This is a genomic window from Chryseobacterium sp. JM1 (assembly GCF_000737715.1).
In the GTDB taxonomy this organism is placed as follows: Bacteria; Bacteroidota; Bacteroidia; order Flavobacteriales; family Weeksellaceae; genus Chryseobacterium.
This window is the reverse complement of sequence record NZ_JPRN01000001.1, coordinates 438,203-464,739: the sequence shown is the minus strand read 5'-3', so window position 1 is coordinate 464,739 and position 26,537 is coordinate 438,203. Positions and strand designations below refer to the sequence as shown.

26 protein-coding genes are annotated in these 26,537 nt (G+C 36.6%); 8 read left to right on the top strand and 18 right to left on the bottom strand.

Annotation, left to right across the window (positions count from 1 at the left end; genetic code table 11):
- Positions 1-232 precede the first annotated feature (232 nt).
- The 8 genes from IW22_RS02025 to IW22_RS01990 form a co-directional block, all read right to left on the bottom strand.
- Positions 233-865: a hypothetical protein gene (locus IW22_RS02025; protein WP_034723720.1), complete on the bottom strand. Its 633-nt coding sequence runs from the start codon at positions 863-865 to the stop codon at positions 233-235.
- A gap of 146 nt (positions 866-1,011) precedes the next feature.
- Entirely contained in the window at positions 1,012-1,602 is a 591-nt protein-coding gene (locus IW22_RS02020) for a hypothetical protein (protein WP_034723718.1), read from the bottom strand.
- A gap of 170 nt (positions 1,603-1,772) precedes the next feature.
- Complete coding sequence (locus tag IW22_RS02015) at positions 1,773-2,198, bottom strand: hypothetical protein (protein WP_034723716.1); 426 nt, start codon at positions 2,196-2,198, stop codon at positions 1,773-1,775.
- A complete protein-coding gene (locus tag IW22_RS02010; protein WP_034723714.1) occupies positions 2,180-3,172 on the bottom strand; it encodes a hypothetical protein in 993 nt (330 codons plus the stop codon). The genes IW22_RS02015 and IW22_RS02010 overlap by 19 nt, the downstream gene beginning before the upstream one ends.
- Positions 3,173-3,376: 204 nt before the next feature.
- A complete protein-coding gene (locus IW22_RS02005) occupies positions 3,377-4,003 on the bottom strand; it encodes a hypothetical protein (RefSeq protein ID WP_034723712.1) in 627 nt (208 codons plus the stop codon).
- On the bottom strand, positions 4,000-10,479 hold the full coding sequence (locus IW22_RS02000; protein ID WP_034723710.1) for an RHS repeat-associated core domain-containing protein: 6,480 nt from the start codon (positions 10,477-10,479) through the stop codon (positions 4,000-4,002). The genes IW22_RS02005 and IW22_RS02000 overlap by 4 nt, the downstream gene beginning before the upstream one ends.
- Positions 10,480-10,489: 10 nt before the next feature.
- The gene (locus IW22_RS01995; protein WP_051890926.1) at positions 10,490-10,948 is read right to left on the bottom strand and encodes a T9SS type A sorting domain-containing protein; all 459 of its coding nucleotides are present in this window, start codon (positions 10,946-10,948) and stop codon (positions 10,490-10,492) included.
- Positions 10,949-11,236: 288 nt separating this feature from the next.
- Positions 11,237-11,791: a thioredoxin family protein gene (locus tag IW22_RS01990; protein ID WP_034723708.1), complete on the bottom strand. Its 555-nt coding sequence runs from the start codon at positions 11,789-11,791 to the stop codon at positions 11,237-11,239.
- Positions 11,792-12,191: 400 nt separating this feature from the next.
- On the opposite strand from IW22_RS01990, the gene IW22_RS01985 reads away from it, so the two are divergent.
- From IW22_RS01985 to IW22_RS01970, 4 genes are all read left to right on the top strand, one after another.
- Positions 12,192-12,788: a TetR/AcrR family transcriptional regulator gene (locus IW22_RS01985; protein WP_034723706.1), complete on the top strand. Its 597-nt coding sequence runs from the start codon at positions 12,192-12,194 to the stop codon at positions 12,786-12,788.
- 359 nt (positions 12,789-13,147) lie between these two features.
- Positions 13,148-14,308 (top strand): efflux RND transporter periplasmic adaptor subunit, encoded by a 1,161-nt coding sequence (locus IW22_RS01980; RefSeq protein ID WP_034723705.1) that lies wholly within the window; start codon positions 13,148-13,150, stop codon positions 14,306-14,308.
- 40 nt (positions 14,309-14,348) lie between these two features.
- Positions 14,349-17,531 carry an efflux RND transporter permease subunit gene (locus tag IW22_RS01975; protein ID WP_034723703.1) on the top strand — a complete coding sequence of 1,061 codons (3,183 nt, stop codon included), beginning with the start codon at positions 14,349-14,351 and terminating at the stop codon, positions 17,529-17,531.
- A 151-nt stretch (positions 17,532-17,682) separates the two neighbouring features.
- Positions 17,683-19,095, top strand: coding sequence for an efflux transporter outer membrane subunit (locus tag IW22_RS01970; RefSeq protein WP_034723702.1), 1,413 nt, complete (start codon positions 17,683-17,685; stop codon positions 19,093-19,095).
- 70 nt (positions 19,096-19,165) lie between these two features.
- On the opposite strand, the gene IW22_RS23465 is transcribed toward IW22_RS01970, so the two are convergent.
- A complete protein-coding gene (locus IW22_RS23465; protein ID WP_081873868.1) occupies positions 19,166-19,780 on the bottom strand; it encodes a SixA phosphatase family protein in 615 nt (204 codons plus the stop codon).
- A 117-nt stretch (positions 19,781-19,897) separates the two neighbouring features.
- Positions 19,898-20,809, bottom strand: coding sequence for a tRNA (adenosine(37)-N6)-dimethylallyltransferase MiaA (gene miaA / locus IW22_RS01960; protein ID WP_034723700.1), 912 nt, complete (start codon positions 20,807-20,809; stop codon positions 19,898-19,900).
- A 128-nt stretch (positions 20,810-20,937) separates the two neighbouring features.
- Between miaA and IW22_RS01955 the strand changes: the two genes are divergently transcribed.
- The 4 genes from IW22_RS01955 (at position 20,938) to IW22_RS01940 (ending at position 24,065) form a co-directional block, all read left to right on the top strand.
- Positions 20,938-21,795 (top strand): YicC family protein, encoded by an 858-nt coding sequence (locus IW22_RS01955; protein ID WP_034723698.1) that lies wholly within the window; start codon positions 20,938-20,940, stop codon positions 21,793-21,795.
- 70 nt (positions 21,796-21,865) lie between these two features.
- Positions 21,866-22,432, top strand: a complete 567-nt coding sequence (gmk, locus tag IW22_RS01950) for a guanylate kinase (protein ID WP_034723696.1) — start codon at positions 21,866-21,868, stop codon at positions 22,430-22,432.
- Positions 22,433-22,542: 110 nt separating this feature from the next.
- Positions 22,543-23,562, top strand: coding sequence for a quinolinate synthase NadA (gene nadA / locus IW22_RS01945; protein ID WP_034723693.1), 1,020 nt, complete (start codon positions 22,543-22,545; stop codon positions 23,560-23,562).
- A complete protein-coding gene (locus IW22_RS01940) occupies positions 23,562-24,065 on the top strand; it encodes a hypothetical protein (protein WP_034723691.1) in 504 nt (167 codons plus the stop codon). Before nadA ends, IW22_RS01940 begins: the two co-directional genes overlap by 1 nt.
- Before the next feature lie 55 nt (positions 24,066-24,120).
- On the opposite strand, the gene IW22_RS01935 is transcribed toward IW22_RS01940, so the two are convergent.
- The 8 genes from IW22_RS01935 to IW22_RS01915 all read right to left on the bottom strand — a co-directional run bounded on the left by IW22_RS01935 (position 24,121) and on the right by IW22_RS01915 (position 26,531).
- Complete coding sequence (locus tag IW22_RS01935) at positions 24,121-24,315, bottom strand: bacteriocin-like protein (protein WP_034723689.1); 195 nt, start codon at positions 24,313-24,315, stop codon at positions 24,121-24,123.
- Positions 24,316-24,394: 79 nt separating this feature from the next.
- Complete coding sequence (locus IW22_RS24300) at positions 24,395-24,568, bottom strand: bacteriocin-like protein (protein WP_165571859.1); 174 nt, start codon at positions 24,566-24,568, stop codon at positions 24,395-24,397.
- Positions 24,569-24,788: 220 nt separating this feature from the next.
- Positions 24,789-24,989: a bacteriocin-like protein gene (locus IW22_RS01930; RefSeq protein ID WP_034723687.1), complete on the bottom strand. Its 201-nt coding sequence runs from the start codon at positions 24,987-24,989 to the stop codon at positions 24,789-24,791.
- 202 nt (positions 24,990-25,191) lie between these two features.
- A complete protein-coding gene (locus tag IW22_RS24295; protein WP_165571858.1) occupies positions 25,192-25,362 on the bottom strand; it encodes a bacteriocin-like protein in 171 nt (56 codons plus the stop codon).
- A gap of 33 nt (positions 25,363-25,395) precedes the next feature.
- The gene (locus IW22_RS01925) at positions 25,396-25,581 is read right to left on the bottom strand and encodes a bacteriocin-like protein (protein ID WP_034723686.1); all 186 of its coding nucleotides are present in this window, start codon (positions 25,579-25,581) and stop codon (positions 25,396-25,398) included.
- A 28-nt stretch (positions 25,582-25,609) separates the two neighbouring features.
- On the bottom strand, positions 25,610-25,786 hold the full coding sequence (locus tag IW22_RS24290) for a bacteriocin-like protein (RefSeq protein WP_165571857.1): 177 nt from the start codon (positions 25,784-25,786) through the stop codon (positions 25,610-25,612).
- 212 nt (positions 25,787-25,998) lie between these two features.
- Positions 25,999-26,199 (bottom strand): hypothetical protein, encoded by a 201-nt coding sequence (locus IW22_RS01920; protein ID WP_131401672.1) that lies wholly within the window; start codon positions 26,197-26,199, stop codon positions 25,999-26,001.
- A gap of 116 nt (positions 26,200-26,315) precedes the next feature.
- Entirely contained in the window at positions 26,316-26,531 is a 216-nt protein-coding gene (locus tag IW22_RS01915; protein WP_034723684.1) for a hypothetical protein, read from the bottom strand.
- Positions 26,532-26,537: the final 6 nt, after the last annotated feature.

Sequence of the window (26,537 nt, the reverse complement as noted above, 5' to 3'; positions counted from 1 at the left end):
TTAATAAGAAGAAATAGCACTGTAATTATCTTAATCTTTCCCATTCTTTGCTTTTTATTATAACTTAATTGTTATCCAATAATCAGCAGGACGGGCAGTAGATCTTACATAAGATTAATATAATATTTTTCATTTTAAAATGCTTTTTAAAAGCTCCTACGATGTATTGTAGGAGCTGAAAATATAAATATTTTTAAAATAAGCCGAAGGCTATTCTATGTTTCTTTGATTTTTAAAAATTTGCATCTTTCTCACTAATCCTGATAAACAAGCTGTCTTCTATAACAGGTTGTGCCACAAACTTTGCTTTACCAAAATTAAGCTTTGAAAATCTTCTTAAATATTCTGCTTCAGGATATTTACCTTTCAATATTCTACCATATGGATAATAGTTTTGTTTAAATTTTGAAGAATATTTTTTTGTTGGGGGAGATTGTCTGATTATAAGCTTATATTTTACGTTCAATTTTCCATTGCTTTTTAAATAAAATACAGAATCCCCGTCACCAGGCATCACTTGATTTATTAAATCAGCCATCCCTCTCTCTGATAAGTTGAAATTTCTAATGCTATCTAATTTTTTTTGATAAAATTTTGAAAATTGATTATCCTTTATTGTTGCATAAACTGTAATAGGATAATAACCTTCCATATTACCCTGTGTAGAAAAATCTTTAAAGTTTTTGTCTCCAAATTCAAGAGTGTTAGGTACTGGAAAAATTATATTTTGAGAAGTATTGTTTTCAAATACAAGAATCAGTTCATTACTATTTTTAACATACTCTAAGCTGAAGGCATCATTCTTTTTTTCCTTACAAGACAATAAACAAAATATTATTAATAGAGTTAATGTAATATTTTTCATTTTAAAGTGCTTTGAATTTTACTGTGGTGAACAAAAAGTACAGCTAAGACACGATATTATAATTCTTTTCATATTATTTAATGAGAGTTTAAAGCTGACCCCTAATTATATAAAAATCCGCCTCATTTGCCAGGCGGATTAACATTTTAATAATTTGTATCTTTTTCAGAAATAGTTATAAACAAACTATCCTTTATTACTGGCTGCAATATAAATCTTGCCTTACCAAAATTAAGTTTAGAAAATTTCGATATATAATCTCTTTCTAAATAATTCTCCTCTATTCCTCTTTTGTAAGGATAATAAATCTGTTTATACTTAGAAGGGATAGCAGTTCTTAGTATATTTAAATCGTAAAATATCTTTAAAGAGCTGTCTTTTTTCAAATAAAATACAGAATGCCCATCGGAAGGACGCTTTAAATCAATAAGAACCTGCATATTTTCATTTATCAATGTTTTTATATAAAGACTATCTAGTATTTCTTGATAATATTTATTTTGCTTTTTAGTATTTACTATAGCATATACATTTTGAGAGTCTTTATTTTTCTCGCTCTCAAACCCTATCATATTAGGTGCCAAAAATACGATGTCAGTATTGGTATTATTATCAAAATTAAGTACTATATTTTTGTTATCCTTTATGTAGGATAGATTAAAAGTATGTGTTTTCTTCTTTTTACATGAAAAAAGAAAAAAGAAAGAAAAAACCAGTAAAATTATTCTGCTTCTCATTTTAAAGTGCTTTTTAAAAGCTCCTACGATGTATTGTAGGAGCTGAAAATATAAATATTTTTAAAATAAGCCGAAGGCTATTCTATGTTTCTTTGATTTTTAAAAGTTTGCATCTTTCTCACTAATCCTGATAAACAAGCTGTCTTCTATAACAAATTTTGACATTAAAACTATTCTTTTATAAATTTTATAAGCTCTCGAGGTATTGGTGGAAATTTATTTTTGTCTTTAATAAAAGTTCCTTTTTTTCCTTCTATAATAAATACACCAGTCTCTTGATAATCCACATTATAAAACCATATTTGCCCTTGATTATCAATGTAAATAGCCCATTTCATATTGTTACTGATTGAAGTATTAATATTCCTCTGATATAATATGTTATTATAATAATCAAAAACGCCATAGACAATAGTATTATCTTTAAATTCTTTTACAATAATACTTATATCTCTAAAATGGTATATTCCCGGCGAATTTATAAAGGTATTTGTCTTAACAAATGTTGCTCTATCCTTATTATTTCTTGTAATATTAGAATTTTTATTACAATTAATAAGAAAAAAAAGCACTATAATTATCTTAATCTTTCCCATTCTTTACTTTTTATTATAATTGTTTGAGCCCATTTAATGGTTATCCAATAATCAGCAGGACGGGCAGCAGATCTTGCAATACCACTGAAAACCCTATCCATTAAAACGTTATTATTATGATTTATCTGATCAGTCCATTTCAAATTAAAATTAAAAACGTACGAATCAGTTGACTTAACATATTTTCCATTCATAAAATAACTAAAATATTGAGTTCCATGAAGCATACCATAGCCAGTATTATATGTATTATCTATTTCGAACCCAAAATTTCCTGACGTTTCAGAATATTTGGTTTTTCCTTCAGAATACATCATATAACTTCTTGCAACTGCCCTTTTGACAAGCTCGTCACGTATAAATCCATTCTTACTCATATAGTCACTCCAACCTTTATCGTGCGTAAAATTTAAATTTTTTCCCGATCCTCCAAGCCAGTGATTAAGCAATTCTTCACCTTTTTTATCAAAATACCAAGGAGCTACTGGGTTTTCCTGTTCTGGTGTATAAAAATCATTGTAATTAGGAGAAATAATATACTTATATCCGGCATTAATTCCCTCACTAGAAGACAAATTAATTGTATAATTAATACCTGAGAATCCTATGAGTGCACTTTTAAAAATATTTTGTCCGGTCGCTATTCCATTAAATATACTTCCCACAGATCCAATTACGGAATTTGCAATAAATTTTGTCCCATATACATTAATATCGCTTACGCCCTGGCCAATAGCAGCTCCGGCAAAGGCTCCCCCCACTACAGCTGTCCATGTGTTTTTCCAATCCCATTTTACAGGATTAAAATTTCCATGATTGGCCTGCACTCCAGAGAAATAGCTTCCTACGAGAGATCCAATAAACCACGCCCAAAATTCTCCAGTTGGATCATTATACATCATTGGGTTATTCATCACATACTCGTATTTGTTATAATTTTGGGTATTTGCAGGAATAACCTCAAATATTATCATTTGCTAAGGAGTGATAATTTAAAAATCTACGACCTCCAGATCTGTCGGAGAGAGTTTAACGACCTCCAAAAGTGTCGGAGTAAGAAAAAATTAAAAGTTGGCCATTTTAGCAGCTATGTGGTGACTGGGCTACAATAAAATTCCCTCTTGATTAATTTAAGAGGGAATTTGTAAATCGCCTAGAATACTAGTTGTAGATAACTTTTATTTATTGGCATCATTGTGTGAGATATTTAAAAATAAACTATCTTCTATAACAGGTTGTGCCACAAACTTTGCTTTACCAAAATTAAGCTTTGAAAACCTTCTTAAGTATTCTCCTTCGGGATAATTCCCTTTTAACACTTTATCATAAGGATAATAATTTTGTTTAAATTTTGAAGAATATTTATGTATTGGAGGTGATTGTTTGATGTTTAACTTATATTTTACGTTCAATTTTCCATTGCTATTTAAATAAAATACAGAATTACCATCGTAAGACCTTATGTCTTTTATAAAATCATTATAACCAGTCTCTGTGAGATAATCCCTCCAAATGCTATCAAGTTTGCTTTGATACTTTTTTTCAGATTGATTTGATTCTATTATAGCGTATACATTTATAGGGAAATCTCCCTCTTTTCCTCCTCGAGAAGTAAGATCCTTAAAATTTTTATCACCAAATTCCAAAGTATTAGGTGTTAGAAATATGACATCTTCATTAGTATTATTTTCAAAATAAAGAGATATTTCATTATTATTCTTTATATATTTTAAACTAAAAGTGTCTTTTGGCTGTTGTTTACAAGCTAGAAATAAAGACCCTAATAAAATTATAATTTTTTTCATTTCAATGTACTTTTTAAGTAATTATTATAAATAGGTTTTATTTTATTCATAAGACCCTCTAAGTTTTTTACTCCCCATACACCATTATTAAATGATTCCATATTTAGATTTAATTTTTGCCATCCTCGGAATTTTATATATTGCTCTTCCCATCTGGAAGTATAGTACTCATGAACTGAGGATTTTCTATTGAGGCCATCGAGTGTATAATCATCAAAAAGCCTAGCATTGTTTAATATAGAATGAAAAATCTCGTGTCCCATTGTTAAATCTAATTGTTCTAAACTTATAAATGCTCCTTTTGGTAAATATATCCTTTGCCAAACAATTACATTATTATGTCGAACAATTTCTGTTAGTCCCCAAATTCTTTTTTCCCCATTGACTAAAAGATTTTCATTACTACTTCCTCCCAATGAATAGCCTTGTCCTCGAATATAGGGACTTAAGTCACTTGTTTGATCTACAAAATGCCAGCTACCTCTGATAAATTGATTTTTATAGTGAGCATTTGCAACTTTTAATACTGTATCACGGCTAAAAACAGCTTCCGTTCCACCAATTAAAGTATTATCATCATTAACAAGCATTTCACTTATACTATACTCATATCCGGCATTAATTGGATTATTAGAAGACAAATTAAATGTATAATTAATTCCTGAGAATCCTATTAGCGCACTTTTAAAAATATTTTGTCCGGTCGCTATTCCATTAAATATACTTCCCACAGATCCAATTACGGAATTTGCAATAAATTTTGTTCCATATACATTAATATTGCTTACGCCCTGGCCAATAGCAGCTCTGGCAAAGGCTCCCCCCACTACAGCTGTCCATGTGTTTTTCCAGTCCCATTTTACAGGATTAAAATTTCCATGATTGGCCTGCACTCCGGAGAAATAGCTTCCTACGAGAGATCCAATAAACCACGCCCAAAATTCTCCAGTTGGATCATTGTACATCATTGGATTATTCATCACATACCCGTATTTGTTATAATTCTGGGTATTTGCAGGATCCTGAATATTTTCATCCGCATTAAGGAATCTCCTTAATAGCGGATCGTACAGCCTTCCGTTCATGTGGATTATTCCTACTTTTGCAAAATGTTCATGAATGGTGTATCCTCTGTCTACAAGTAGTGAAGTTTCAGCAATTGCCGATTTACCCGTAATAACAGCGCCACTGTTTCCAAGTACCATAGCTGCTAAGTTACCCCAGGCATCATAATGTCTTTGCTCTATCCTGTTTCCAGCTTCATCACTAATAGCCAGGATACTTCCTAAATAATCTTTGTGCAAGAATTTATAAGAACCGCTGCTCTGTCCAAAGTCTTTCAAATATACGATATCAGATTCATAGGGGCTACCACCAATATATAAAGTATGTTTTTCTTTTAGGTTAATAAGATCTATTGCTATCTCGAAGCTTGCGTCTTCACTGTATAATTTAGTCAATGTATTTTGCCATATAAGCTGCGGTTTTCCTGGTCCCATGGACTGTTTTAATTCAGAAATATCTATCCTCTGTCTCATGTTTCCCAGACCATATTCAAAATTGATCCTTGTTTTCTCTCCTGAGATCTGCACCGGGTCATTATTCTCATTATAGGTAATGGTTTGTATCAGATCCCCATTATAATTCTGTGTTCCCTGGGCATTAAGAGTCATTCCAGTAGGCTGGTAGATCTTGGCGGAATTATCAAATTTAATTGTCCCCACCTGATCATTCTGGGTGATTCTGCCTTTTATATCGTACACATTCCTGTTAGCAGGAGGTTTAATTCCAGTTACTGGATTGGTCCAGTTGATCAGTCTGTTATTGGAGTCATAGTCGAAAGATTCATTCATATCAAAATCTCCTTCAGTCTTTCTGGTTTTAAGCTCATTCTTGATGGCGTCAAAAGAATAGATGATCTGAAGAATCTTAGGTTTAACAGCAGATGAATGATTAAGCGTGCTTAAGAATCCATTAGCATCAAAAGTATTAGTGATATCTGCAGCTCCTAATTTGGATTTTAGTGCCTGTCCTTTAGCATTCGTTTCTTTCAGCTCCCATAATATTTTTCCGGAATTTTTATCCTTGATCTGGTAAAGCTCCCCATTCCATGCACTATATACATTTTCTATGGCCACTTTAGTGGTTACTCCTCCCTGTAATTCTTTTTCATAAGAGCTTATTCTTCCTTTACCATCATATACCATCCCTTTTTGCCTATATGTCCTGCCGTTACTGTTTTCAGTGGAAGATAACAGCCTTCCCTGAGAATCATAGGTGAGAGCCACGCTAAAGTTCTGTCCTTTTATAATGCCCGATTTTGCCGTGAGCAGTCCTTTATCATTATAGGATAAAGAAATAGTTTTATTGGTTGTCTGCCCGGCATCTATGGTAGAAATTTCTTTCTGGGTCACAAGCTGCCCAAAATTATTATAGGTATATTCTTTCTGGCCTTTTGGACTGATTGTTTTTTTAGCCCTGCCAAATCCATCGTATTCATATTTGTACACTCCATTGGAAGGGTCGTTGAATTCTGATTTCCTTCCCCATGAATCGTACTTTGTGCTCACGGTACTTTCAGCATATTTAGCCTGGATCTGATCTCCTGCAGCATTGTAAGAAAACTGTATCGTTCCTCCTTTATCTGTGGTAGCTATTACGTTTCCTAAAGCATCGGCTGTTTTGGTATTGGTTCTTTTATTTCCGTTAATTTCTTCAACTGTTGTAATAAGTCCCGAAACGGTTGTTTGTGTCTGCTTACCGTTAAATGAAGTAGCTGTTATTTTTGCAGGATATACAGAGTCATCATACGCGATTGTATTCCACGGGCCTGGGCTTTGCCCTTCAAAATAAGGCTCAGATTCTTTGAGTTTTCTTCCTAAAACATCAAATTGCGTTTCTTTTGATATAAACTGTCCCTGACCAAAAGCTTTGGTTGAAGTTTTGTAATCCTGTTCCCGTACATTGGTGAATTTTTTCGATATATTACCGTCGGGATCATTTTGGGTAATAACGACATTAGATTGATTATCTCTTTCATACCCATACGAAGTAGTTCCGCTTACACTCGATGTGGAAGTTAATACTTTACCCCAAGAGTCATAAGTATTGGTAATGGTATTATTAAAAGGGTCTGTCTTATTTGTTATCTGTCCCCAATTATTGTAAAGAATTTCGGTTTGTAATCCCAGATTATCGGTTTGTTTTACCACAAATCTTCCTTTAGGGTCATACTGGTAAGCTGAGCTTATGGTTCCGGCATCGACCGTATTAGCAGATACTTTCTGTGTAATATTTCCAAAGCCGTCATAGGTAAAGGTATCTTTTATATAGCCTGTATTATCCCTGTTCCAGTCTTTTGTGGTTTTTACAAGATTATTCTCGTAAAAGAATTCTTTTTGGGTACTTTTAGTATCACCATATGCCTGGATGGTTTCCGCCTTGTATTTAAGGCGTCCTATGTAATAGTCCGGCCCAGTTCCCGACGGGTTATTATTATACTGGTAATGAGAAGTTGTTACTGCATAGGACAAATTGATCTTCGAAATGCTCTGTGATGGCAGATAGTAATGACCATAAGTAACGGTGTTTTCAGCCGTAGCACCCGTTAAGAAATCTTTGGCTTTAGTTGTTTTTGGAAGGATCACCGTCACTATTTTATCCCTGTCCGCATCAGAAACGCTTGTTACTATCTGTCCGTTTAAAAGCTTATCATATTGATATTCTGTAGATTTAAAGCTTAATAGCTGGGTATTATTTTCAGAAATGTCCTGCGGAAAAATTTTAGAGTTATCATTGGTTCTGATGGACCATTCTTTAACTGGTGCTCCTTCCTGCAGGGGATCGGTTTCGGTTCCTGACCATATTATTGTGTTCTCAAAACCTAATGCATACCATGAAGAGCTCGCCATTTGCCTAAAACCAACGGTCTTTTTATTGTGCAGATTAATCATAAGGCCACGATAGCGGAAAGTTTTATGTCTAGAACCATTATAACTACTTTCGTAAATTCTTGAAACTAATTGTGAATTTACATTCTCCAGTTCCATTAATGGATACTGTTCATTTTTTATAGGCTTATAATGTCCTCTGTATGAATCTGAGCCATCATAACTGATTAATGTTCCTATACCTCCCTGTATAATTTTGCTAATTGGTGATTTTTGAAGGTTAGCATAGTGAGTAAAGAAAGTGACTCTCCCAATATATTGATTGTTGGAAGGACTATAAACAGATAATTGATTCTGCCTAAGTCCTATAATCTCTCTAAAAATATACGGAATATTATAATTCCGGGTAACTGCCGGGTTATCACCAAATTTGATTTTCCCGTCCAGATATCCCTGATTTTCACTGACCTTTATAATGAGTGAAGAATTTGCAGAAGTAGGAGAGAGAATATTATAATGGGTACCAAAATTTATAATATCAGACTTTCCATCCGAGTTAATATCTAAAACTCTGGCTGTAGAATAATTACCATATTGAGAAGTCGTTAAGCTATAAGTCCCATTAAAGTCGTTGAAATAGGGAGTTTTTAAGAAGCTTTTCCCTGTATTGAGGTTGATAATATAGTGATTATTAACCTCTGTGAGCACAAATAAATCGGAGATCCCATCGCCGTTAAAATCACCAACCTGTACCTGGGAAGAAACCCCGGAATAGTCTGCAGAAAAAACTTCAGATAAGCTAAGGCTGCCCTGCGCATTTTTTTTAAGATTATATGCCTGCAGGATATTTCCGGGTACAGACTCTCCATTTATTGTAGTATAATGGATAGAGTTAGATTTCCCCATATCATCAATACCGTCCCCATTAAAATCACCGAAAATAAGATTTTTATCAAAATCAAATTGAAAAAAGGAAAAGGAATTATCCTGCTGTTTTATGGCAATATATTTACTTTCGTCATAAGTATAGCTTTGACAATCATCTTCTGTCGGGAATTGATTCTCCGGTACTGTGCATATTCTATTGGTTATCGAATTATTTTTTGCAATTAAAACCTCAGATACCCCGTCTCCATCCATATCATAGGGAATAAGTTTAATGATTTCCGATGTTTTTTGATAGGTATCGGAAGGATTAGAGAAATTGCTTTCACTTTCATCCCACTCACTGCGCGGAATAACTTTTGTTGCGGCCAGATACAGAGCATTAGGAAAAGACTGAGATACAATAGGTTTTGCTAAATCAATAAGATAATAATTAAGGGTTAAATCTCTGCTTGTAGGATTTACCTGGTAGGAAACAATTCCCTGTCTGCTCCTAACCACATTACTACCGTCTTTGATATCTATTGGAACTGCATTCTGAAACACATTTTCTGTCCCTAAATAATATTGGGGTAAATCCTCATATGTATAATATAAATAGTAACCGGCAGGATCACGTCCATCAGCATCTTTGTACACGATAAAATCGGCAGAATGAGTTCCGCGAAAATCACCACTCAAGGAAACATTGTAAAATCTTGACCAGTCTGCATCAAAAACATAGCTATTAGTGGGCTGTAATTCATTTCTAAAAAACTCAACTGGATGAGCGGGCTGGTTTTCTGAATTATACTCCTGTATTTTTTCTACAAACTGATATTTTGTATGATCCGTTTTGTATATGATATCATATTTTCTATATTGAGATTCATGAGTTTTTACCGTAATGCTGTTGAGCAGCTTATCCTGCAAAAAGGATATGCCCCTCACAAAAGACTGTTCTTTAACCTCGCGCGCTGTAGTTAGATTATAGTTAAATATAATTTCATTAAAATGGGGTTTTCCTAAAGCTTCATTTCCTCCCCATTTAATAGAAGAAATTACCGCGACATTTGTTCCTGTACCTTGTGTATAATCATACGTGATATAATTTCCCTGAGGATCTTTCCATTTGACGATATTATATTCTAAAGGAGTTGTGGCTGAATTACTCCCTGTGGCGTTACTCCCGCCATACCATGCCTGGGCTCCGTCTGCAAAGGTGACTTCCCAGTATTCAGGTCCTTTCCATGTTTGTCCTGTAATAGATCCAATAGATTTAATGATTGTATTGGAAAATTTTTCTGTTACATACTGGGCGCCATCCTGACCGTATTCACCGGACTTTAAAACCAATCTTTGCCCTCCAAAATTATAAGAATCGGACTCATCCATCTGAACCCCTTTTACCTCTCTATCCCTTTCGATATTCTTTCCGGTTCTTGAAATTGAACTGATTCCGGAAATATTCCATCCATATCCGGCAATTCCGTTCGATGAACCGCTGGTATAAACAAGATTGACCTGTGGTTCCACATTTTTCACTCCTGGAGGTATGGCAACGGGCAGAGCAAATTGAAGCTGTCCGGCTCCATTGACTTCAACATTTCCTTTGGTGGCATGAAGTTTCTGTACGGGAGGTATTTGTGCAAAGCCCACCATAGAGATCAAAAGCAACACAAAGGAAAACAGTAATCTTTTTTTGTTGTTATAAAATTTCATAGCTGTGTTTTTATCTTTTGGTGATGTTTTTACTGAAAACTCTTCCGTCTTTTAATGTAAAACGTAGAACATATATACCCCATTCAAAGTCTGACATATCAATCCCTACCTGTTTATTAAATTCAGGTAAATTTTGCTGCTGGAATTTCCAATGCACTGTACTGTGCTGATATAAGGAAACTGATTCTATCAGATCATCTACCTCGTCAGTCCAATTAATGGTTAGGACATCGTTAACCGGAACAGGATACAAACGGATTTGTTTCCAAAATGTTTTTTGATCAATGAGCTGTGACGTAGCTAATCTATTGGTTTTAGATTGCATAGAAGCCTGCTTAGTAGCTGAGTCTGGACCCCTGTACCGTTGATTACCCGCTTCATCATACTTAAAGTAGACTTCATTTTGTTGGGCATACGATATACCCAAAGCTGTGCATATAAGAAATGCACTTAAATAGTTTTTTTTCATATTTGAATGTTTAGGATGTGAATATAAAAATTATTTTTAATTCCCAAAATGGGGAACGCAAATATTTTAATTGGATTTTACGAAAGACATTGGTGGCAATATAAATAGTTATATTACAAGCTTCGAATACTGAGTAAACCCGCACATCTTTCATAAAAATGCTACGGATATTTATTTCCCACAGATCTCCCTGATTATACAGATGTTTGCACAAAAAAAGCCGCTCTTAAAAAAGAACAGCCTATACTTATATATATGACGGCTAAAAATATTCAACCATTCATCATATTATTTCCATTTGATATTGCAACCCATGCTTGGCTTCTGAATTTCTTCCTGCGGTTCACCCAACAAAAGGTTTTCGAAAGCGATGATCAGGTCTTCACCGGTTACATCTTTGTTGTTTCCGGGTCTTGAATCATCCATCTGTCCTCTGTAGATAAGGTCTAATTTATCATCAAAGAAATAGAAATCCGGTGTGCATGCTGCATCGTAAGCTTTGGCTACGGCCTGGCTTTCATCATACAGATATGGGAAATCAAAATTTCTTTCGATCTGGAATTCTATCATTTTTTCCGGAGAATCCGCCGGATATTTTTCTACATTGTTGGCATTGATTGCAATGAATTCAATCCCTTTTTCATTATAGTCTTCATACAGTTCGTTGATCTTGTCGATCACGTGAAGAACAAACGGACAGTGGTTGCACATAAAGATCACCAGTGTTCCTTTCTCACCTTTCAGATCTTCCAGAGATTGGATCTTATTAGTTTTTGAAGGGTTCGGAAGCTCGAAAAACGGAGCCTTGGTTCCTAAAGCCAGCATATTGGAGGGAGTATTCATATCCTTTATTTTCTTTATCAGCAAAGATAAAGTTTCTTTTAATACAAGCCAATTCAGTAATTTATAAACTTGCGTTAAATGTTAATTAACCGGAGGTCGGATAAGAAATTAAGATTAAAAGATGGGAAGATGGAGCTGGAGGATGGAAGTCACTACTGGACGATAAGTATTGAACAATTTCTTTTGAATGTATTGAAGTAGTTTTACAAATAGTAATAACATACCTCTCGTATTCACATATTTGGACTTCAATAACTTCCCTCTTCGAGCTTCTGACTTCCTTACTTCACGATAAAAAATGAAATGTTTTATCCTGAACTTATGTTAATTATCAAATATTATTTGGAAGATATACTTAAAAGTTTGTAGTTTTGCTAACACTGTTAGTAAATAAAAAATCATGGGCCTACATGAACGTCGTCAAAGAGAGAAAGAATCCATACGTGCAAATATTTTGCAGGCGGCTTTCGGTTTGGCTAAAACAGAGGGCTGGGCATCACTTTCGATGCGTAAAATTGCAGATGCCATTGAGTACAGTGCTCCTGTAGTGTATGATTATTTTGAAAACAAAGAAGCCATTCTGTATGAAATTTCTATCAATGGTTTTCATTGTCTTCATATAGAGCTGTTAAAAGCTCAGCAGAAATTTGAAACTCCGGAAGAGCAGCTTACGGCCATCGTAGACGCTTACTGGGATTTTGCTTTTAAAAATAAAGAATACTATCAGCTGATGTTCGGTTTGGGAATGCAGTGTAGCGGTAAGGGCCAGATGAAAGAAGAATTTTCGTCATTCCAGGACCTGATCTATGAGTGTACCTTCAACATTATTAAAAAGAACGGATCGAATCCGGACAATGCCTGTCATATGTCTCACGCTTTATTTTCAGCAGTGCATGGTTTGATCTCTATTATGATGATGCGAAATACAGATATTCCTTCTACAATGAATAAAACGACTTTAGACGAAACGGTTTCAGCTTTCGTTAAGTCTCTGTAAATTTTTTTTGAACCAAAAATTAACACCGTTAGGAAAAATAACATCGAATTTCGGTAAAATATTCAGTTAAAAAACTAAAAAAAGTAACATGGAAACTATAATTCAACATTTCAGGACAGCTTTTATCAATCACTTAACACTGTTAGATAAATTAACACTCAATTAATACACCTCACTTATCCATACATTCAACATTAAAAAACAGACAGCACTTATGAAAATGACGATCTGACTCCTTTATTAAAAATTCTGAAATTTTTTTTGAACTTAATATTAACACCGTTAGGAAATATATCAGAATTAATTTAAAAAACACTATTACTTAAATCTAACACTTCATTAAAAAAATTAAACCCACAATGAAAATACCTGGAAAAATAAGGTTTATCGTACTTATATCAAGTATTATCCTTTTGCAGAACTGTACCCAAGCAGCAGAAGGTTCCAATGCAGCACCGCCTGCTCCGGAACTTCCGGTTTACACCGTGATCACATCTCCAGCGACAACATATCAGGAATTTCCTACCGCACTGGAAGGTAAAAACAATGTAGAGATCAGATCTCAGGTAGACGGATACCTGGACAGAATCTATGTGGAAGAAGGTTCTTACGTAAGAGCCGGACAGCCATTATTTAAAATAGATTCAAGAGCGTATGGCGAGCAGGTGAATATGGCGCAGGCCAATCTTCAGGCTGCCAATGCCAATATTGAAAAGGCTAAAGTGGAAGTTGACAGACTTCAGCCGCTGGTAGCCGCAAAAGTAGTTTCCGACGTACAGCTTAAAACCGCAAAAGCCAATTATGCTGCTGCTGTTGCCGCTTCATCACAGGCCAGAGCTTCAGTAGGAAACGCAAGGATCAATGTAGGATTTACAACGATCACAGCACCGGTAAGCGGATACATCGGAAGAATTCCTTTCAAAAAAGGAAGTCTTATTTCAAGAACTGATGTTAATCCATTGACATTACTGTCGGACATCAGTGAAATTTATGCTTACTTCTCTTTAAGTGAACTGGATTTCATCGCGTTTCAGAAGAAATATCCGGGAGCTACTTTAGATGAAAAGCTGAAGAATATGCCAATGGTAGACCTTGTGATCGCAGACAACAGCATTTACCCTCAAAAAGGAAAAATGAGCATTGTAGACGGTCAGTTTGACAAAACTACGGGAGCCATCAGCGTTCGCGCGGTTTTCCCTAATGCGCAGGGAGCTTTAAGAACCGGAAATACAGGAAGAGTGCGTATGCCTCAGATGCTTTCCAATGCCTTGATCATTCCACAGGAATCTACTTTTGAAATTCAGGACAAGACCTACGTATATATCTTAGGAAAAGACAACAAAGTAACCAGCAAGCCGATTAAAGTCTCAGGAAAAACAGAAAACTACTACTTTATTTCTGAAGGAGTTGCTCCGGGAGAAAAAATCGTGTACACCGGAATCGGAGCGTTGAAGGATGGTGCTTCTGTCAAGCCGAAAGCAATCTCTTCCGACAGCTTATTGAGAGCCAGACCTTTGTAATCCATTCCGAATACAGAAGACTTAAAAAAATAAACTTCTTATGTTAAAACAATTTATAGAAAGACCGGTACTTTCAACGGTCATCTCCATAATACTCCTATTATTGGGGGCGCTGTCCCTCTTTAATTTACCGATTGCCCTCTTTCCCGATATTGCTCCCCCGAGCGTTCAGGTAACGGCTTTCTATCCGGGAGCTAATGCTGAGGTAGTTGCCCGTTCGGTAGCCACCCCTATTGAAGAAGCAGTGAACGGAGTGGAGAATATGACCTATATGACCTCCAACTCCAGTAATGACGGTACCATGACCCTGAGTGTTTATTTCAAACAGGGAGCTGATGCCGATAATGCTGCAGTAAACGTACAGAACAGAGTATCGAAAGCGATGAGCCAGCTTCCTCAGGAAGTGGTACAGGCGGGGATTTCCACGCAGAAAGTTCAGAACAGTATGATTATGTTCATGGGACTGAGCAGTGATGATCCGAAACAGTACGATGAACTTTTCTTACAGAATTACCTTAAAATCAACGTAATTCCGCAGATACAGCGTATTCCGGGAGTTGCACAGGCTCAGGTTTTCGGAACGAGAGATTATTCCATGAGACTCTGGCTGAAGCCGGACAGACTGGCAGCCAACAATCTTTCTCCACAGGAAGTACTTGCAGCAGTTAAAGATCACAACCTTGAAGCTGCTCCGGGACGTTTAGGCCAGGGAAGTAAGGAAACGTATGAGTATATCCTTAAATACAAAGGAAAACTGAGCAAGAATGAAGATTACGAAAATATCGCCATCAAAGCGAACAATGACGGATCATTCTTAAGATTAAAAGATGTAGCGAGAGTAGAATTCGGTTCTTATACGTATACAGCGACCAACAGAGTAGATGGAAAACCGGTTGCCGGATTTGCGATTCTTCAGACTGCAGGTTCCAACGCGAATGAAATCTTAACTGAAATTGAAAAACAGGTTGATCAGATGAAAACTACCCTTCCAAAAGGAGTTGAGCCGATCATCATGTACAATTCTAAAGACTTCCTGGATGCTTCTATCCATCAGGTTGTTGAAACTTTGGTGATTGCATTTATCCTGGTATTTCTTGTCGTGTATATTTTCCTTCAGGATTTCAGATCAACATTGATTCCGGCTATTGCGGTACCGGTTGCGATTATCGGAACCTTCTTCTTCCTTCAGCTGTTTGGATTCAGTATCAACATGCTTACCTTGTTTGCACTGGTGCTCGCCATCGGAATTGTGGTAGATGATGCCATCGTTGTGGTGGAAGCCGTCCATTCCAAAATGGAACAGACAGGAATGCCGGTAGATCAGGCAACCACGAACTCTATGAGTGAAATTTCCGGAGCTATTATTTCCATTACTTTGGTGATGTGTGCCGTATTTATTCCGGTAGGTTTCATGCAGGGTCCTGCAGGGGTATTTTACAGACAGTTTGCCTTTACTCTTGTGATTGCCATCCTGATTTCTGCGGTGAACGCCTTAACATTAAGCCCGGCTTTATGTGCGATGTTCTTAAATGATCCTCAGGGAGAACATGGAGAACACGGTCATAAAAAAGGTTTTGGAGCAAGATTCTTCAATGCATTTAACGTGGCTTTTAATAATATGACCCGTAAATATATTTACAGCCTTAAGTTTTTGATTAAAAATAAATGGGTTGCGATAGGAGGATTAGTAGTTATTACCGCTGCAAGTGTTTTCTTAATTAAAAAAGCACCGTCAGGATTTATTCCTACTGAAGACCAGGGGTTTGTTCTTTATGCAGTTAACACACCTCCGGGAAGTTCACTGGAAAGAACTCACAGAGCTACCGCGCAGATCGATAAGATCATCAATGGTGAAAAAGCTACCAACCACCTTTGGGTAGCAGACGGAATGAACTTTATCAGTAATGCCAACGCTTCTCCTTATTCTGCAGGTTTCATTAAACTTAAAGATTACGATAAACGTGGCGATATGAAAGATCCGGACCAGATCGCAGCTACTCTGACAGGAAAAGTAAGCCAGGTAAAAGATGCGAATGCATTCTTCTTCAACTTCCCAACCGTACAGGGATTTGGTAACGTTTCCGGGTTTGAGTTTATGCTTCAGGATAAAACCAATAGCTCTTTTGAACAATTGGGAACAACGACTCAGGCCTTCATCGGGGAACTGATGAAACGTCCGGAGATTGCATTTGCTTTCACAACGTATGCCGCAGGAAATCCTCAATACACGATTGATGTAGATGCTGACAAAGCCAATCAATTGGGAGTTTCTATCACAGAACTGATGCAGACGATGCAGATCTATTACGGAAGTAGTTTCGTTTCAGATTTCAACAGATTTGGGAAATACTACAGAGTAATGGCTCAGGCAGATATTCCTTACCGTACAGATATCAATTCTCTGGAAGGGATTTATGTGAAAAATAAATCAGGTGAAATGGTTCCGGCGAAAACACTGGTCACCTTAAAAAGAACCTTCGGACCTGAAACGGTAACAAGAAACAACCTGTTCAACGCGGTAACGATCAACGGAACTCCAAAACCTGGATACAGTACCGGAGATGCCATCAAAGCGGTAGAAGAAGTTGCGAAACAGTCGCTTCCTAGAGGTTACGGTTACGAATGGACGGGAATCACTCGTGAAGAGATCAAAACAGGCGGTCAGACGGTATTTGTCTTCCTTTTAAGTATTCTGTTTGTGTACTTCCTGTTAGCAGCACAGTATGAAAGTTATATCCTGCCGTTTGCAATTATTCTTACCATTCCTACCGGGATATTCGGAGTATTTGCTTTCACGGGATTAGCCGGAATTGATAATAACATTTACGTTCAGGTTGGATTAATCATGCTCGTCGGGCTATTGGCTAAAAATGCCATCCTGATTGTGGAATTTGCCGTTCAGAGAAGAAAAGCAGGTAAAAGCCTGATCGAATCTGCACTGCAGGCTTCAAGACTACGTTTGAGACCGATCCTTATGACCTCTTTCGCCTTTATCGTGGGAATGCTTCCATTGGTATGGACTCAGGGAGCTTCAGCCAAAGGGAACCACTCTATCGGGTACAGTACCGTAGGAGGAATGCTTACAGGAGTGATATTCGGGATTTTCATCATCCCGGTTATGTACGTGATTTTCCAGTATCTGCATGAAAAAATGCCGAGCAGAAAAAATAAAAGACTTCAAAGACAGAAATTGGAAGAAGAACTTCTAACCACAGCTCATTAATATATATTGAAATACAAAACTTTGAGCCCCATAGAGAAGCAACTATTCAAACTAATATCATAAAAAAAGCAGAGTACTCTCCTACTAAAGACCTCTTTGCTTTACAAAACCGCTCAAAGTTTTGTATTCAACTAAAAGTCTATTTAAAACTATGAAAAGAATTAAGAATTTTATCTTAACCCTTATATTAGCTTTAGGCGCGGTGTCGTGTGTGTCCAAACTGGCATATACCGAACCTGACCTTCAGCTTCCGGAAAAGTTCCAATACACCGCTACTGCTGATACAGCCAGTATTGCCAACCTGGAATGGAAACAGTTTTTCAGCGATCCTATTTTACAGGATTTGATTGAAAAAGGAATTAAAAATAACTATGATCTTCAGATTGCTTTAAAACAGGTAGCTTCTTCACAGGAGAAACTGAAACAGGCCAAATTTCTTCAGTATCCAGATGTAGGTTTTGCGGTTTCAGCGCAAATTTCAAAGCCTTCTGAAAACAGCATGAACGGAAAAAGCTTAAATTCATTTTTAGGTCAGAGTCATGTTGAGGATTATAATGCAGCCTTCAACCTTTCATGGGAAGCTGACATCTGGGGGAAAATTAAAAACCAGCAGGAAGTTTCAAGAATGCAGTATCTGCAGACTTACGAAGCAACAAAAGCTGTACAGACACAGGTTGTTGCAGCGATTGCACAGGGATATTACAATTTATTGATGCTTGACAAACAGATTCAGATCGCAAAATCAAATCTGGAATTAAGCACCAATACCCTTTCCATCACTGAAAAAATGTGGCAAAGCGGAGATACGACTTCTTTAGGAGTTCAGCAGGCAACAGCTCAGAAACAATCTACAGAACTTCTGATCACTCAGTTGGAGCAAAATATTGCGATCCAGGAAAATGCTTTAAGTATTCTTGTGGGTGAAAATCCAAACAAAGTGAACAGAACGATTGAGATGTCTGATACTTCCCTTCCACAAACTATTTCAACGGGTCTTCCTGCAGCGATGGTAAGCCGTCGTCCGGATGTCCGTCAGCAGGAATTGGTTCTGCTGGAATCCAATTCAATGGTGGGAATTGCTCAGGCGAATATGTATCCTGCTTTGAAAATCACAGCCAATGGAGGTGTGAATTCATTTAAAATTGATAACTGGTTCCAGATTCCGGCTTCATTGTTCGGATCTGTATTGGGCGGAATTACTCAGCCTATTTTCCAGAAGAGACAATTGAAAACGGATCTGAATGTAGCTAAAATCCAGAGAGAGAAAAACGTGCTGGCTTTCCGTCAGTCTGTTTTAAATGCAGTAGGTGAAGTTTCTGATGCTTTGGTTTCTAATGAAAGTTTAAAAGTTCAGGAACAGAAAGCAACAGATCAGGTAACCACATTGAAAAACGGAATAAAAAGTGCAGAAATGCTTTACAAAGGCGGTATGGCCAATTACTTAGAAGTGATTACAGCTCAGGGAAATTCTCTGCAGGCTGAACTGAATCTTGCGTCTGTAAAAAGACAGAGACTGAGCAGCATTGTAGATCTTTACAGAGCGCTTGGCGGCGGTTGGAAGTAGTAAATTTAATTATATTGTTTTTAGTGCGGTCTCTTTTCAGGGGCCGCATTTTTTTAATAGAGTTCAGGTTTTATGGTGTACTTTGTCCAAACTTTTTTTGAACTGCAAACACCGATCCTGTTGCAGCGTTTTTCGTAATAAATACATTATCAAACTGTGTCTCACTGATGGTTACATTCAACGTATTATTACTCAACACTTTTACCATTTCAGGAACTGTATTGGAATGTCCGATAATAACAACAACTTTTCCCTTATTTTGTGCAAGAATGTTGCTAATAAATAATTGAGTGGCAGCAATAGTAGCAGCCGGCGCATATTCTTTAATAACAATTCCTTTACTCTCTGCCAGTGGAATGGCTGTTTGGCGTGTGCGATTGTAGGCGGTAGTATAAATATTATCTATATGAACATTTCCCAGCAAACGTTTCAATTCTTCTGCTCTCAATTTACCGGTACTGGAAAGATCAGGATCTGTTCCTACATTTTCTTTTTCTGCATGACGCAGCAGAATGCATACCGTTTCTGTACTGCTGATTTCTGAAGGGAGACGAATGCCTAATGGGTTTTCAGTACTCTGAACATTATTTTCAATATTCTTCTTTTTGATTTCCTGGCTGAAAGCTCTTTCACAGCTTGCGAAAATCATCATAGGTATTAAACCTGATATAATTAGTTTTTTCATAATCCAATTGATTTAAACTGTGTTTGGAAATTGTCCTATTTTCAAGCCCAATTTAAATAAAAAAAAACGATAAAACTTTTTATAAATTGATATTATTTAAAAAATAGAATGAATTTTCTATTGATTTGAGATGGAAATAAATTCAATTAAACGATCAAAATCTTCCTGTGAATACCCCAATGACAGATAGTGAATATCATCTGCTTTTCTGTACCATGTCAGTTGGCGTTTTGCATATCTGCGGCTGTTTTTTTTAATCTCGGAAACGGCAAAATCAAGTTCCCATTCCCCATCAAAATATTTAAACAGTTCGGAATAACCCACCGTTTTTAATGCGGTAAGATCTTTAAATTCTTCCAAACTTTCAGCCTCTGCCAAAAGTCCTTTCTCCATCATGATATCTACCCTTCTGTTGATCCTGTCGTACAGATCTTCTCTCGGAGCTTCAATTCCGATACGAATCACATTGAAATCTCTGGAATCTTGAGAAACAGCAATCTGTTCGGAATATTTTTTATCCGTCTGCCAGATCACGTCAATAGCGCGTAAAAGTCTTCGGTGATTGTGAAAATCTACTACTTCAAAATACTCAGGATCGAGTTCTTTAAGGATCTGCTGAAGTTTTTCAATTCCTTCCGTATCCAGTATGTCCTGAAGTTTTTTCTGATTGTTTTCATCCGCCTCAGGCAGATCATTCAACCCCTCAATAACTGCTTTTTCATACATCATACTTCCACCTACCAGAATAACGGTGTCATGATTTACAAAAAGTTCATTGAGTTTTTTTAAAGCATCTTCCTCATACTGTCCGATAGAATAATAGTCCTGAACCGAAAGATTCCCGATAAAATGATGAGGTGCCTGTGCCAGTTCTTCTTCCGAAGGTGATGCAGTACCGATTTTCATTTCTTTAAAAAACTGACGGGAATCGCAGGAAACAATTTCCGTATTGAAATGGTTGGCCAGATCAATGGCCAGCCTCGTTTTACCTATTCCGGTGGGGCCTACAACAGAAATCAATTTTTTCATATGCAGGTTATTTATTCTTTTTAATGGTCATATGGAATCTTAATCTTCATGGGTGATTGTATATTACGAATCACTGCGATTTCACAGTGCTAATTTAAATGTTTATCTTTGTACAACAATAAAAAACTATGATTTTATCAATGACCGGATTCGGCAGAGCCGAAGGTGTTTTTGAAGGGAAAAAGATCTCAATAGATATTAAATCCTTGAACAGCAAAAGCTTTGATTTAAATATTAAAGTTCCTTTACGTTATAAAGAAAAGGAATTCGAGATCAGAAAAATTCTTAACGACAGAATTATCCGTGGAAAGGTTGACTGCTACATCAACCTGGAGAACCTGGAAGAGACAAACGATGTGAAAATCAACAGGAGTTTAATTGACTCTTATATGAATGAGCTTCGTAACATCGCTTCAGACGGACCAGACTTTGAGTATCTGAAAATGGCGGTAAGACTTCCGGATGCAATTTCTTCAAGACCTGACGAACTTACGGAGGGTGAATGGGAATCTCTGGCAAAAATCGTTCACGCAGCGGTAGACCGTTTCATGGAATTCAGAAAGACAGAAGGAGGAATCCTGCACGAAGAATTGGAAAGAAATATCCAGAATATAGACAAATACCTTTCAGAAGTTATTCCTTTTGAAGAAGAAAGAATCATTGCGGTAAAAGAACGTTATCAGAAATCTTTAAAAGAGTTTGAAAATGTCGATGAAACACGTTTCTACCAGGAAATGGCTTATTTCACAGAAAAACTTGACATTGCAGAGGAAAAGGTAAGGCTTACCCAGCATTTGAAATACTACAAAGAAGTGATGGACAATGAAGATTTTAACGGAAAAAAACTTGGTTTTATTTCTCAGGAAATCGGAAGAGAGATCAATACTTTAGGGTCAAAAGCCAATCATGCAGAAATCCAGAAACTGGTAGTCATGATGAAAGATGATTTGGAAAAAATTAAAGAACAGACGTTAAACGTATTATAGACCATAGACCTATAGACAGGAGATCAGAGATTTTATTTTCTTATCTCTAATCTAAAAATCTCTAATCTAAATGGATAAAGTAATCATATTTTCAGCACCGTCTGGAAGCGGAAAAACTACATTAGTAAGACATTCTCTGGAAACATTTCCTGAACTGGCATTTTCTATCTCATGCACCACAAGACAGCCGAGAGGAAGTGAAGCTCATGCCGTGGACTATCATTTTTTGAGTCCTGATGAATTCAGACAGAAAATTGCAGAAGATGCTTTTGTAGAATATGAAGAAGTGTATACTGACAAATATTACGGTACTTTAAAATCTGAAGTGGACAAAATCTGGAATCAGGGAAAAGTGGTGATCTTTGATGTGGACGTGAAAGGAGGAATTTCTTTAAAAAAATATTTTGCAGAAAAAGCCCTGTCTATTTTCATTGAACCGCCTTCCATAGAAGAATTGGAACGAAGATTGATCTCCAGAAACACAGATGATGCAGAAACCATCAAAACCCGAGTAGCAAAGGCCGGAGAAGAAATGACCTATGCGAAAGAGTTTGACAGGATCGTAATTAATACCGATCTTGATGAAGCAAAAAAAGAAATAGAAAGTTTAATAAAAAAATTTATAGAAAGAAACTAGAAGCTGGAAATTAGAAGTTAGCTGTGCCATTATACCCATTTAAGTCACATCGAAACTCTAACTTCTAGTTTCTAAACTCTAACTTCTATAATCAAAAATTTGAGGTTGATATGAGTACCGAAACATTAGAAAAAGCTAAATCTGCGATTCCCGTAAGAGGATTTCTGGATATAAAAGATATAGCGATTCCTCAAGGAGAAGAATTAGTGAAAGCTATTCTCAAGCTTAAAGAAGAAAAAAATGCGGTGATCCTTGCCCATTATTACCAGCCGGGAGAAATTCAGGATATTGCTGATTTCCTTGGAGATTCTTTACAGCTGGCCAGACAGGCCAAAGATACCAATGCAGACATGATCGTATTCTGCGGAGTACATTTCATGGCTGAAGCCGCTAAAATTCTGAACCCGACTAAAAAAGTAGTTCTTCCGGATACGATGGCAGGATGCTCTCTGGCAGACGGATGTTCAGGAGAAGGCCTTAGGAAAATGCGTGAGCAGCACCCAAATGCCCTGATCGCCACTTACATCAACTGTAATGCGGAGACAAAAGCAGAAAGCGACATCATCGTAACCAGTTCAAATGCTGAAACGGTGATTGAAGCTTTACCAAAGGACAGACCTATCATCTTTGCACCGGATAAAAACTTAGGAAGATATCTTTCTAAAAAGACCGGTCGTGATATGATCCTTTGGGATGGAAGCTGTATCGTGCACGAAGCATTTTCTATGGAAAGAATTGCTCAGCAACTGGCTGAAAATCCTGATGCGAAAATGATTGCACACCCTGAAAGTGAAGAAGCGGTTCTGAAGCTGGCTCACTTCATCGGTTCTACTTCTGCCCTGTTGAATTTTGTTGAGAAAGACGACTGTCAGAAATTCATCATTGCTACTGAGGAAGGAATTCTTCACGAAATGAGAAAACGTGCACCGCACAAAGAACTAATCCCTGCTCTAGTTTTTGACGAAAGCTGTAACTGTTCAGAATGTTTCTACATGAAACGTAATACCATGGAGAAACTGTATTTGTGCATGAAATATGAACTTCCGCAAATCCTTATTGACGAAGAGCTTCGTTTAAGAGCTCTGAAACCTATTGAAGCGATGCTGGATCTTTCAAAGTCCATTAAATAATGAAAAAAATATTTTTATTATCATTGCTTTTCACTGCCGGTCTTTATTTTTCTCAAAATCATAAAGAAACGGTAATCAGGCAGGCAACTGAAATGAGAAATTATTTTATGGAAAAAAATTATAACGCTTACAGTAACTACGTTTATGATGGTGTTATAAAAATGTTTGGTGACAAAAATAAAATGATCAGTACATCTGTGGATGCCTTTAATAAAATGAGCAAAGCAGGTTATACTTTCAAAAAAGTTGATTTTTCTGAGGCAGGTGATATCATCGAAACCAAAAATGAGCTGCAGACCGTAGTCCATCAAAAGATAGAAATGGAAACTCCCAATGGAAATGTTTTGGGTGATTATTATCTCATTGCTATTTCAAAGGACAACGGGAAGTTTTGGAAATTTATAGATACTTCCGGAAAGGATATTGAATCTGTAAGGAAATATTTCCCGACTTTAAGTCCTAAACTTGATATTCCAAAGAAAAAAATTACTTCTTCGAAGTAATTAAAAATTAGACCGGAAATTATAAAAGCACTGTTTTTCACAGTGCTTTATTTTTTTATATCGGTCCCAAGCAGTAATAATCTACTTTCACCCGCAATTTACAGCATTCCGGTAAAGCGTGAAAATCATCGCATGTTCTTGGATAATCCGGTCCTGGTCCATAAGGTCCCGGAGGACAGTTTTCGAAACAGGTATTTCCTCCGTTAATGGATTTCAAATTTTCTCTGTTTAATTTTTTCAGATTTCTCATATTAATTTGTTTTGGTTCATAAATATATGATTTTAAACCCAATTCATGAAAAACATAGAATAAAGCAGAGCCCTTTTAACTAGAGCATGGGTGCATAACAGGTACCACCGGGTTTTCTCCAGCAGCCCCACGCACCGCCTCCACGGAAACATACATAAGCAGCACCTCCGCAGGTTTCAATCTGAAATTCGGTAATTCCTCCACCGCTGATCTTACTTTTTTGTTCTCTTGAGAGTTTTTTTAAATTTTTCATATTAATTTTATTTTGTGTCATAAATATAACATTTTATCCCTATAGGATGAAATATTGTATAAATGTAAAAATAATGAGATTAAGACAGAAAAATAAAAGAGCGCAGATCAGAGAGATAAAAGCCGGAACAATAATGATTAACAGCTTCGTTACTTTTATTCTAAATCCCCATAATTAATCATTGAAGAAACGTCTTCCATCTCTGCTCTTTAAGCCCGGATTAGTTGATAACAGGACCTACACAACCCATATGCACGAGATACTGCCCTTTACAGCAGTCGCTCAAAACATTGTACTGCTGACAGCTGCGTGTCGCACCAGATCCCGGAGGTCCAAAAGTAGTTCCTGCAGGGTAAGGACATCCTCCGGGACAAGCAGCACCGTTGATGTTTTTCAATTGTTCTTTTGATAATTTTTTCATAATATTTTTTTTTGAGATTGATATAATGATGTCCAGAAGCCTGAAGTTGTAAGAAGGAAGTTAAAAGCAGCACCACAACGCAACTTTGTTAATTTTCAAACCATTACCTGTTAAAAATGAATGTCTAACAGTAACTTCCAGCTTCCATCTTCCATCCTCAAACTTCTTTAATCTTAATTTTCTTAAGTCTGGTTAAAGCCAGTTACACCATTGGAGGATAACAGGTTCCGCCGGGTGTTCTCCAGCACCCCCAAGCACCGCCTCCACGGAAACATACATAAGCACCACCACCACAGGTTTCGATCTGAAACTCAGTAAACCCACCGCTGATCTTACTTTTTTCTTCTCTCGAAAGTTTTTTCAGGTTTTTCATATTGAATGTATTTTAATGTGTTTTCTTAAGATCTTACCATCCTCCGCCTTCTCCGGGAACCACAAAATCATTGCAGTTCGCTGCGGCAGAGATGCATGTTTTTCCTTTTTCACACCATTTGCGGTCTTTTCCACAGTAGATGTAAACAGGACCATCAATTCCGGCTGCTCCCTTAACGGCTTTTAACTCTTCTCTTGAAAGTTTCTTTATATTTTTCATAATGATTTTGAATTATATTTCACGTCTGTTAACCACCAATTTCTACAGGAATTTTTCCACAATAAATCCCTTTAGGAATACATTTCTTCGAGTATTCACACCAATAATGGGTGTAAATACATACACATGGAAACGGACCGCAATCTATCCCGGCACCCGCTACTGTTTTTAATTCTTTTCTGGTCAATTTTTTAAATTTTTTCATGATATTCTGAGTTTAAATTACTGTCAGTATTATTTTTTCACATCTTGTTGATATGCTAAACAAATATGAAACGAACAGAGTTCAAAACAAAACCAGAATTAACAGGTGTAGCTGAATATTGAGTAAGTGATCCATTTTGGGTGATTACCGTTATTGTACATAAAAAAAGACTGCCTTTTCAGACAGTCTCTTGAATTTCTTTTATCTTTCGATTATTGAAAACACGCCGAGCTAACAAGAACGCAGGTACTGCAACTTGCCGTAACAAGTTCATAGTAGTCCTCGCATGAATAGGTGTAGCCTGCTGCAGAACCTCCAGGACCAAATCCGCCTCTAGGGCAGCTTTTACAATTGGAAGCAGCTCCATTAATCATTCCCAAATGTTTTCGGGTCATTTTCTTTAAATTTTTCATGTTTATTTTGTTTTATTTTAACGCCTAAATATAGCAGTTTTACTGGAAAAACAAAGCTTAAAACCCAATATATTTCTCTTAAATATGAATTAAACAATACAGATATGTACCATTAATTAATATGGCCATCTCAAAATAATTTGTACATTTGTTCCGTAAAGAATGAATTTTCTAAGAAACATATCAGCTATTTCTACACCGGAATTACTTATTTCGGGGCTGTCTTTTGTTTCTACATCAACGATTACATCTACAACATCTACCCCGTAGCGGGGTACATTTTCACATATCATTTCCTGCACCCGTACTCTTTTTTTTAAAAGAGCAAACATTCGCTT

Excerpts from the sequence above, each read along its gene's own strand:
- IW22_RS02025 (WP_034723720.1), bottom strand. The coding sequence starts at position 865 with ATGAAAAATATTACATTAACTCTATTAATAATATTTTGTTTATTGTCT.
- IW22_RS02020 (WP_034723718.1), bottom strand. The coding sequence starts at position 1,602 with ATGAGAAGCAGAATAATTTTACTGGTTTTTTCTTTCTTTTTTCTTTTT.
- IW22_RS02015 (WP_034723716.1), bottom strand. The coding sequence starts at position 2,198 with ATGGGAAAGATTAAGATAATTATAGTGCTTTTTTTTCTTATTAATTGT.
- IW22_RS02010 (WP_034723714.1), bottom strand. The coding sequence starts at position 3,172 with ATGATAATATTTGAGGTTATTCCTGCAAATACCCAAAATTATAACAAA.
- IW22_RS02005 (WP_034723712.1), bottom strand. The coding sequence starts at position 4,003 with ATGAAAAAAATTATAATTTTATTAGGGTCTTTATTTCTAGCTTGTAAA.
- IW22_RS02000 (WP_034723710.1), bottom strand. The coding sequence starts at position 10,479 with ATGAAATTTTATAACAACAAAAAAAGATTACTGTTTTCCTTTGTGTTG.
- IW22_RS01995 (WP_051890926.1), bottom strand. The coding sequence starts at position 10,948 with ATGAAAAAAAACTATTTAAGTGCATTTCTTATATGCACAGCTTTGGGT.
- IW22_RS01990 (WP_034723708.1), bottom strand. The coding sequence starts at position 11,791 with ATGAATACTCCCTCCAATATGCTGGCTTTAGGAACCAAGGCTCCGTTT.
- IW22_RS01985 (WP_034723706.1), top strand. The coding sequence starts at position 12,192 with ATGGGCCTACATGAACGTCGTCAAAGAGAGAAAGAATCCATACGTGCA.
- IW22_RS01980 (WP_034723705.1), top strand. The coding sequence starts at position 13,148 with ATGAAAATACCTGGAAAAATAAGGTTTATCGTACTTATATCAAGTATT.
- IW22_RS01975 (WP_034723703.1), top strand. The coding sequence starts at position 14,349 with ATGTTAAAACAATTTATAGAAAGACCGGTACTTTCAACGGTCATCTCC.
- IW22_RS01970 (WP_034723702.1), top strand. The coding sequence starts at position 17,683 with ATGAAAAGAATTAAGAATTTTATCTTAACCCTTATATTAGCTTTAGGC.
- IW22_RS23465 (WP_081873868.1), bottom strand. The coding sequence starts at position 19,780 with ATGAAAAAACTAATTATATCAGGTTTAATACCTATGATGATTTTCGCA.
- miaA (WP_034723700.1), bottom strand. The coding sequence starts at position 20,809 with ATGAAAAAATTGATTTCTGTTGTAGGCCCCACCGGAATAGGTAAAACG.
- IW22_RS01955 (WP_034723698.1), top strand. The coding sequence starts at position 20,938 with ATGATTTTATCAATGACCGGATTCGGCAGAGCCGAAGGTGTTTTTGAA.
- gmk (WP_034723696.1), top strand. The coding sequence starts at position 21,866 with ATGGATAAAGTAATCATATTTTCAGCACCGTCTGGAAGCGGAAAAACT.
- nadA (WP_034723693.1), top strand. The coding sequence starts at position 22,543 with ATGAGTACCGAAACATTAGAAAAAGCTAAATCTGCGATTCCCGTAAGA.
- IW22_RS01940 (WP_034723691.1), top strand. The coding sequence starts at position 23,562 with ATGAAAAAAATATTTTTATTATCATTGCTTTTCACTGCCGGTCTTTAT.
- IW22_RS01935 (WP_034723689.1), bottom strand. The coding sequence starts at position 24,315 with ATGAGAAATCTGAAAAAATTAAACAGAGAAAATTTGAAATCCATTAAC.
- IW22_RS24300 (WP_165571859.1), bottom strand. The coding sequence starts at position 24,568 with ATGAAAAATTTAAAAAAACTCTCAAGAGAACAAAAAAGTAAGATCAGC.
- IW22_RS01930 (WP_034723687.1), bottom strand. The coding sequence starts at position 24,989 with ATGAAAAAATTATCAAAAGAACAATTGAAAAACATCAACGGTGCTGCT.
- IW22_RS24295 (WP_165571858.1), bottom strand. The coding sequence starts at position 25,362 with ATGAAAAACCTGAAAAAACTTTCGAGAGAAGAAAAAAGTAAGATCAGC.
- IW22_RS01925 (WP_034723686.1), bottom strand. The coding sequence starts at position 25,581 with ATGAAAAATATAAAGAAACTTTCAAGAGAAGAGTTAAAAGCCGTTAAG.
- IW22_RS24290 (WP_165571857.1), bottom strand. The coding sequence starts at position 25,786 with ATGAAAAAATTTAAAAAATTGACCAGAAAAGAATTAAAAACAGTAGCG.
- IW22_RS01920 (WP_131401672.1), bottom strand. The coding sequence starts at position 26,199 with ATGAAAAATTTAAAGAAAATGACCCGAAAACATTTGGGAATGATTAAT.
- IW22_RS01915 (WP_034723684.1), bottom strand. The coding sequence starts at position 26,531 with ATGTTTGCTCTTTTAAAAAAAAGAGTACGGGTGCAGGAAATGATATGT.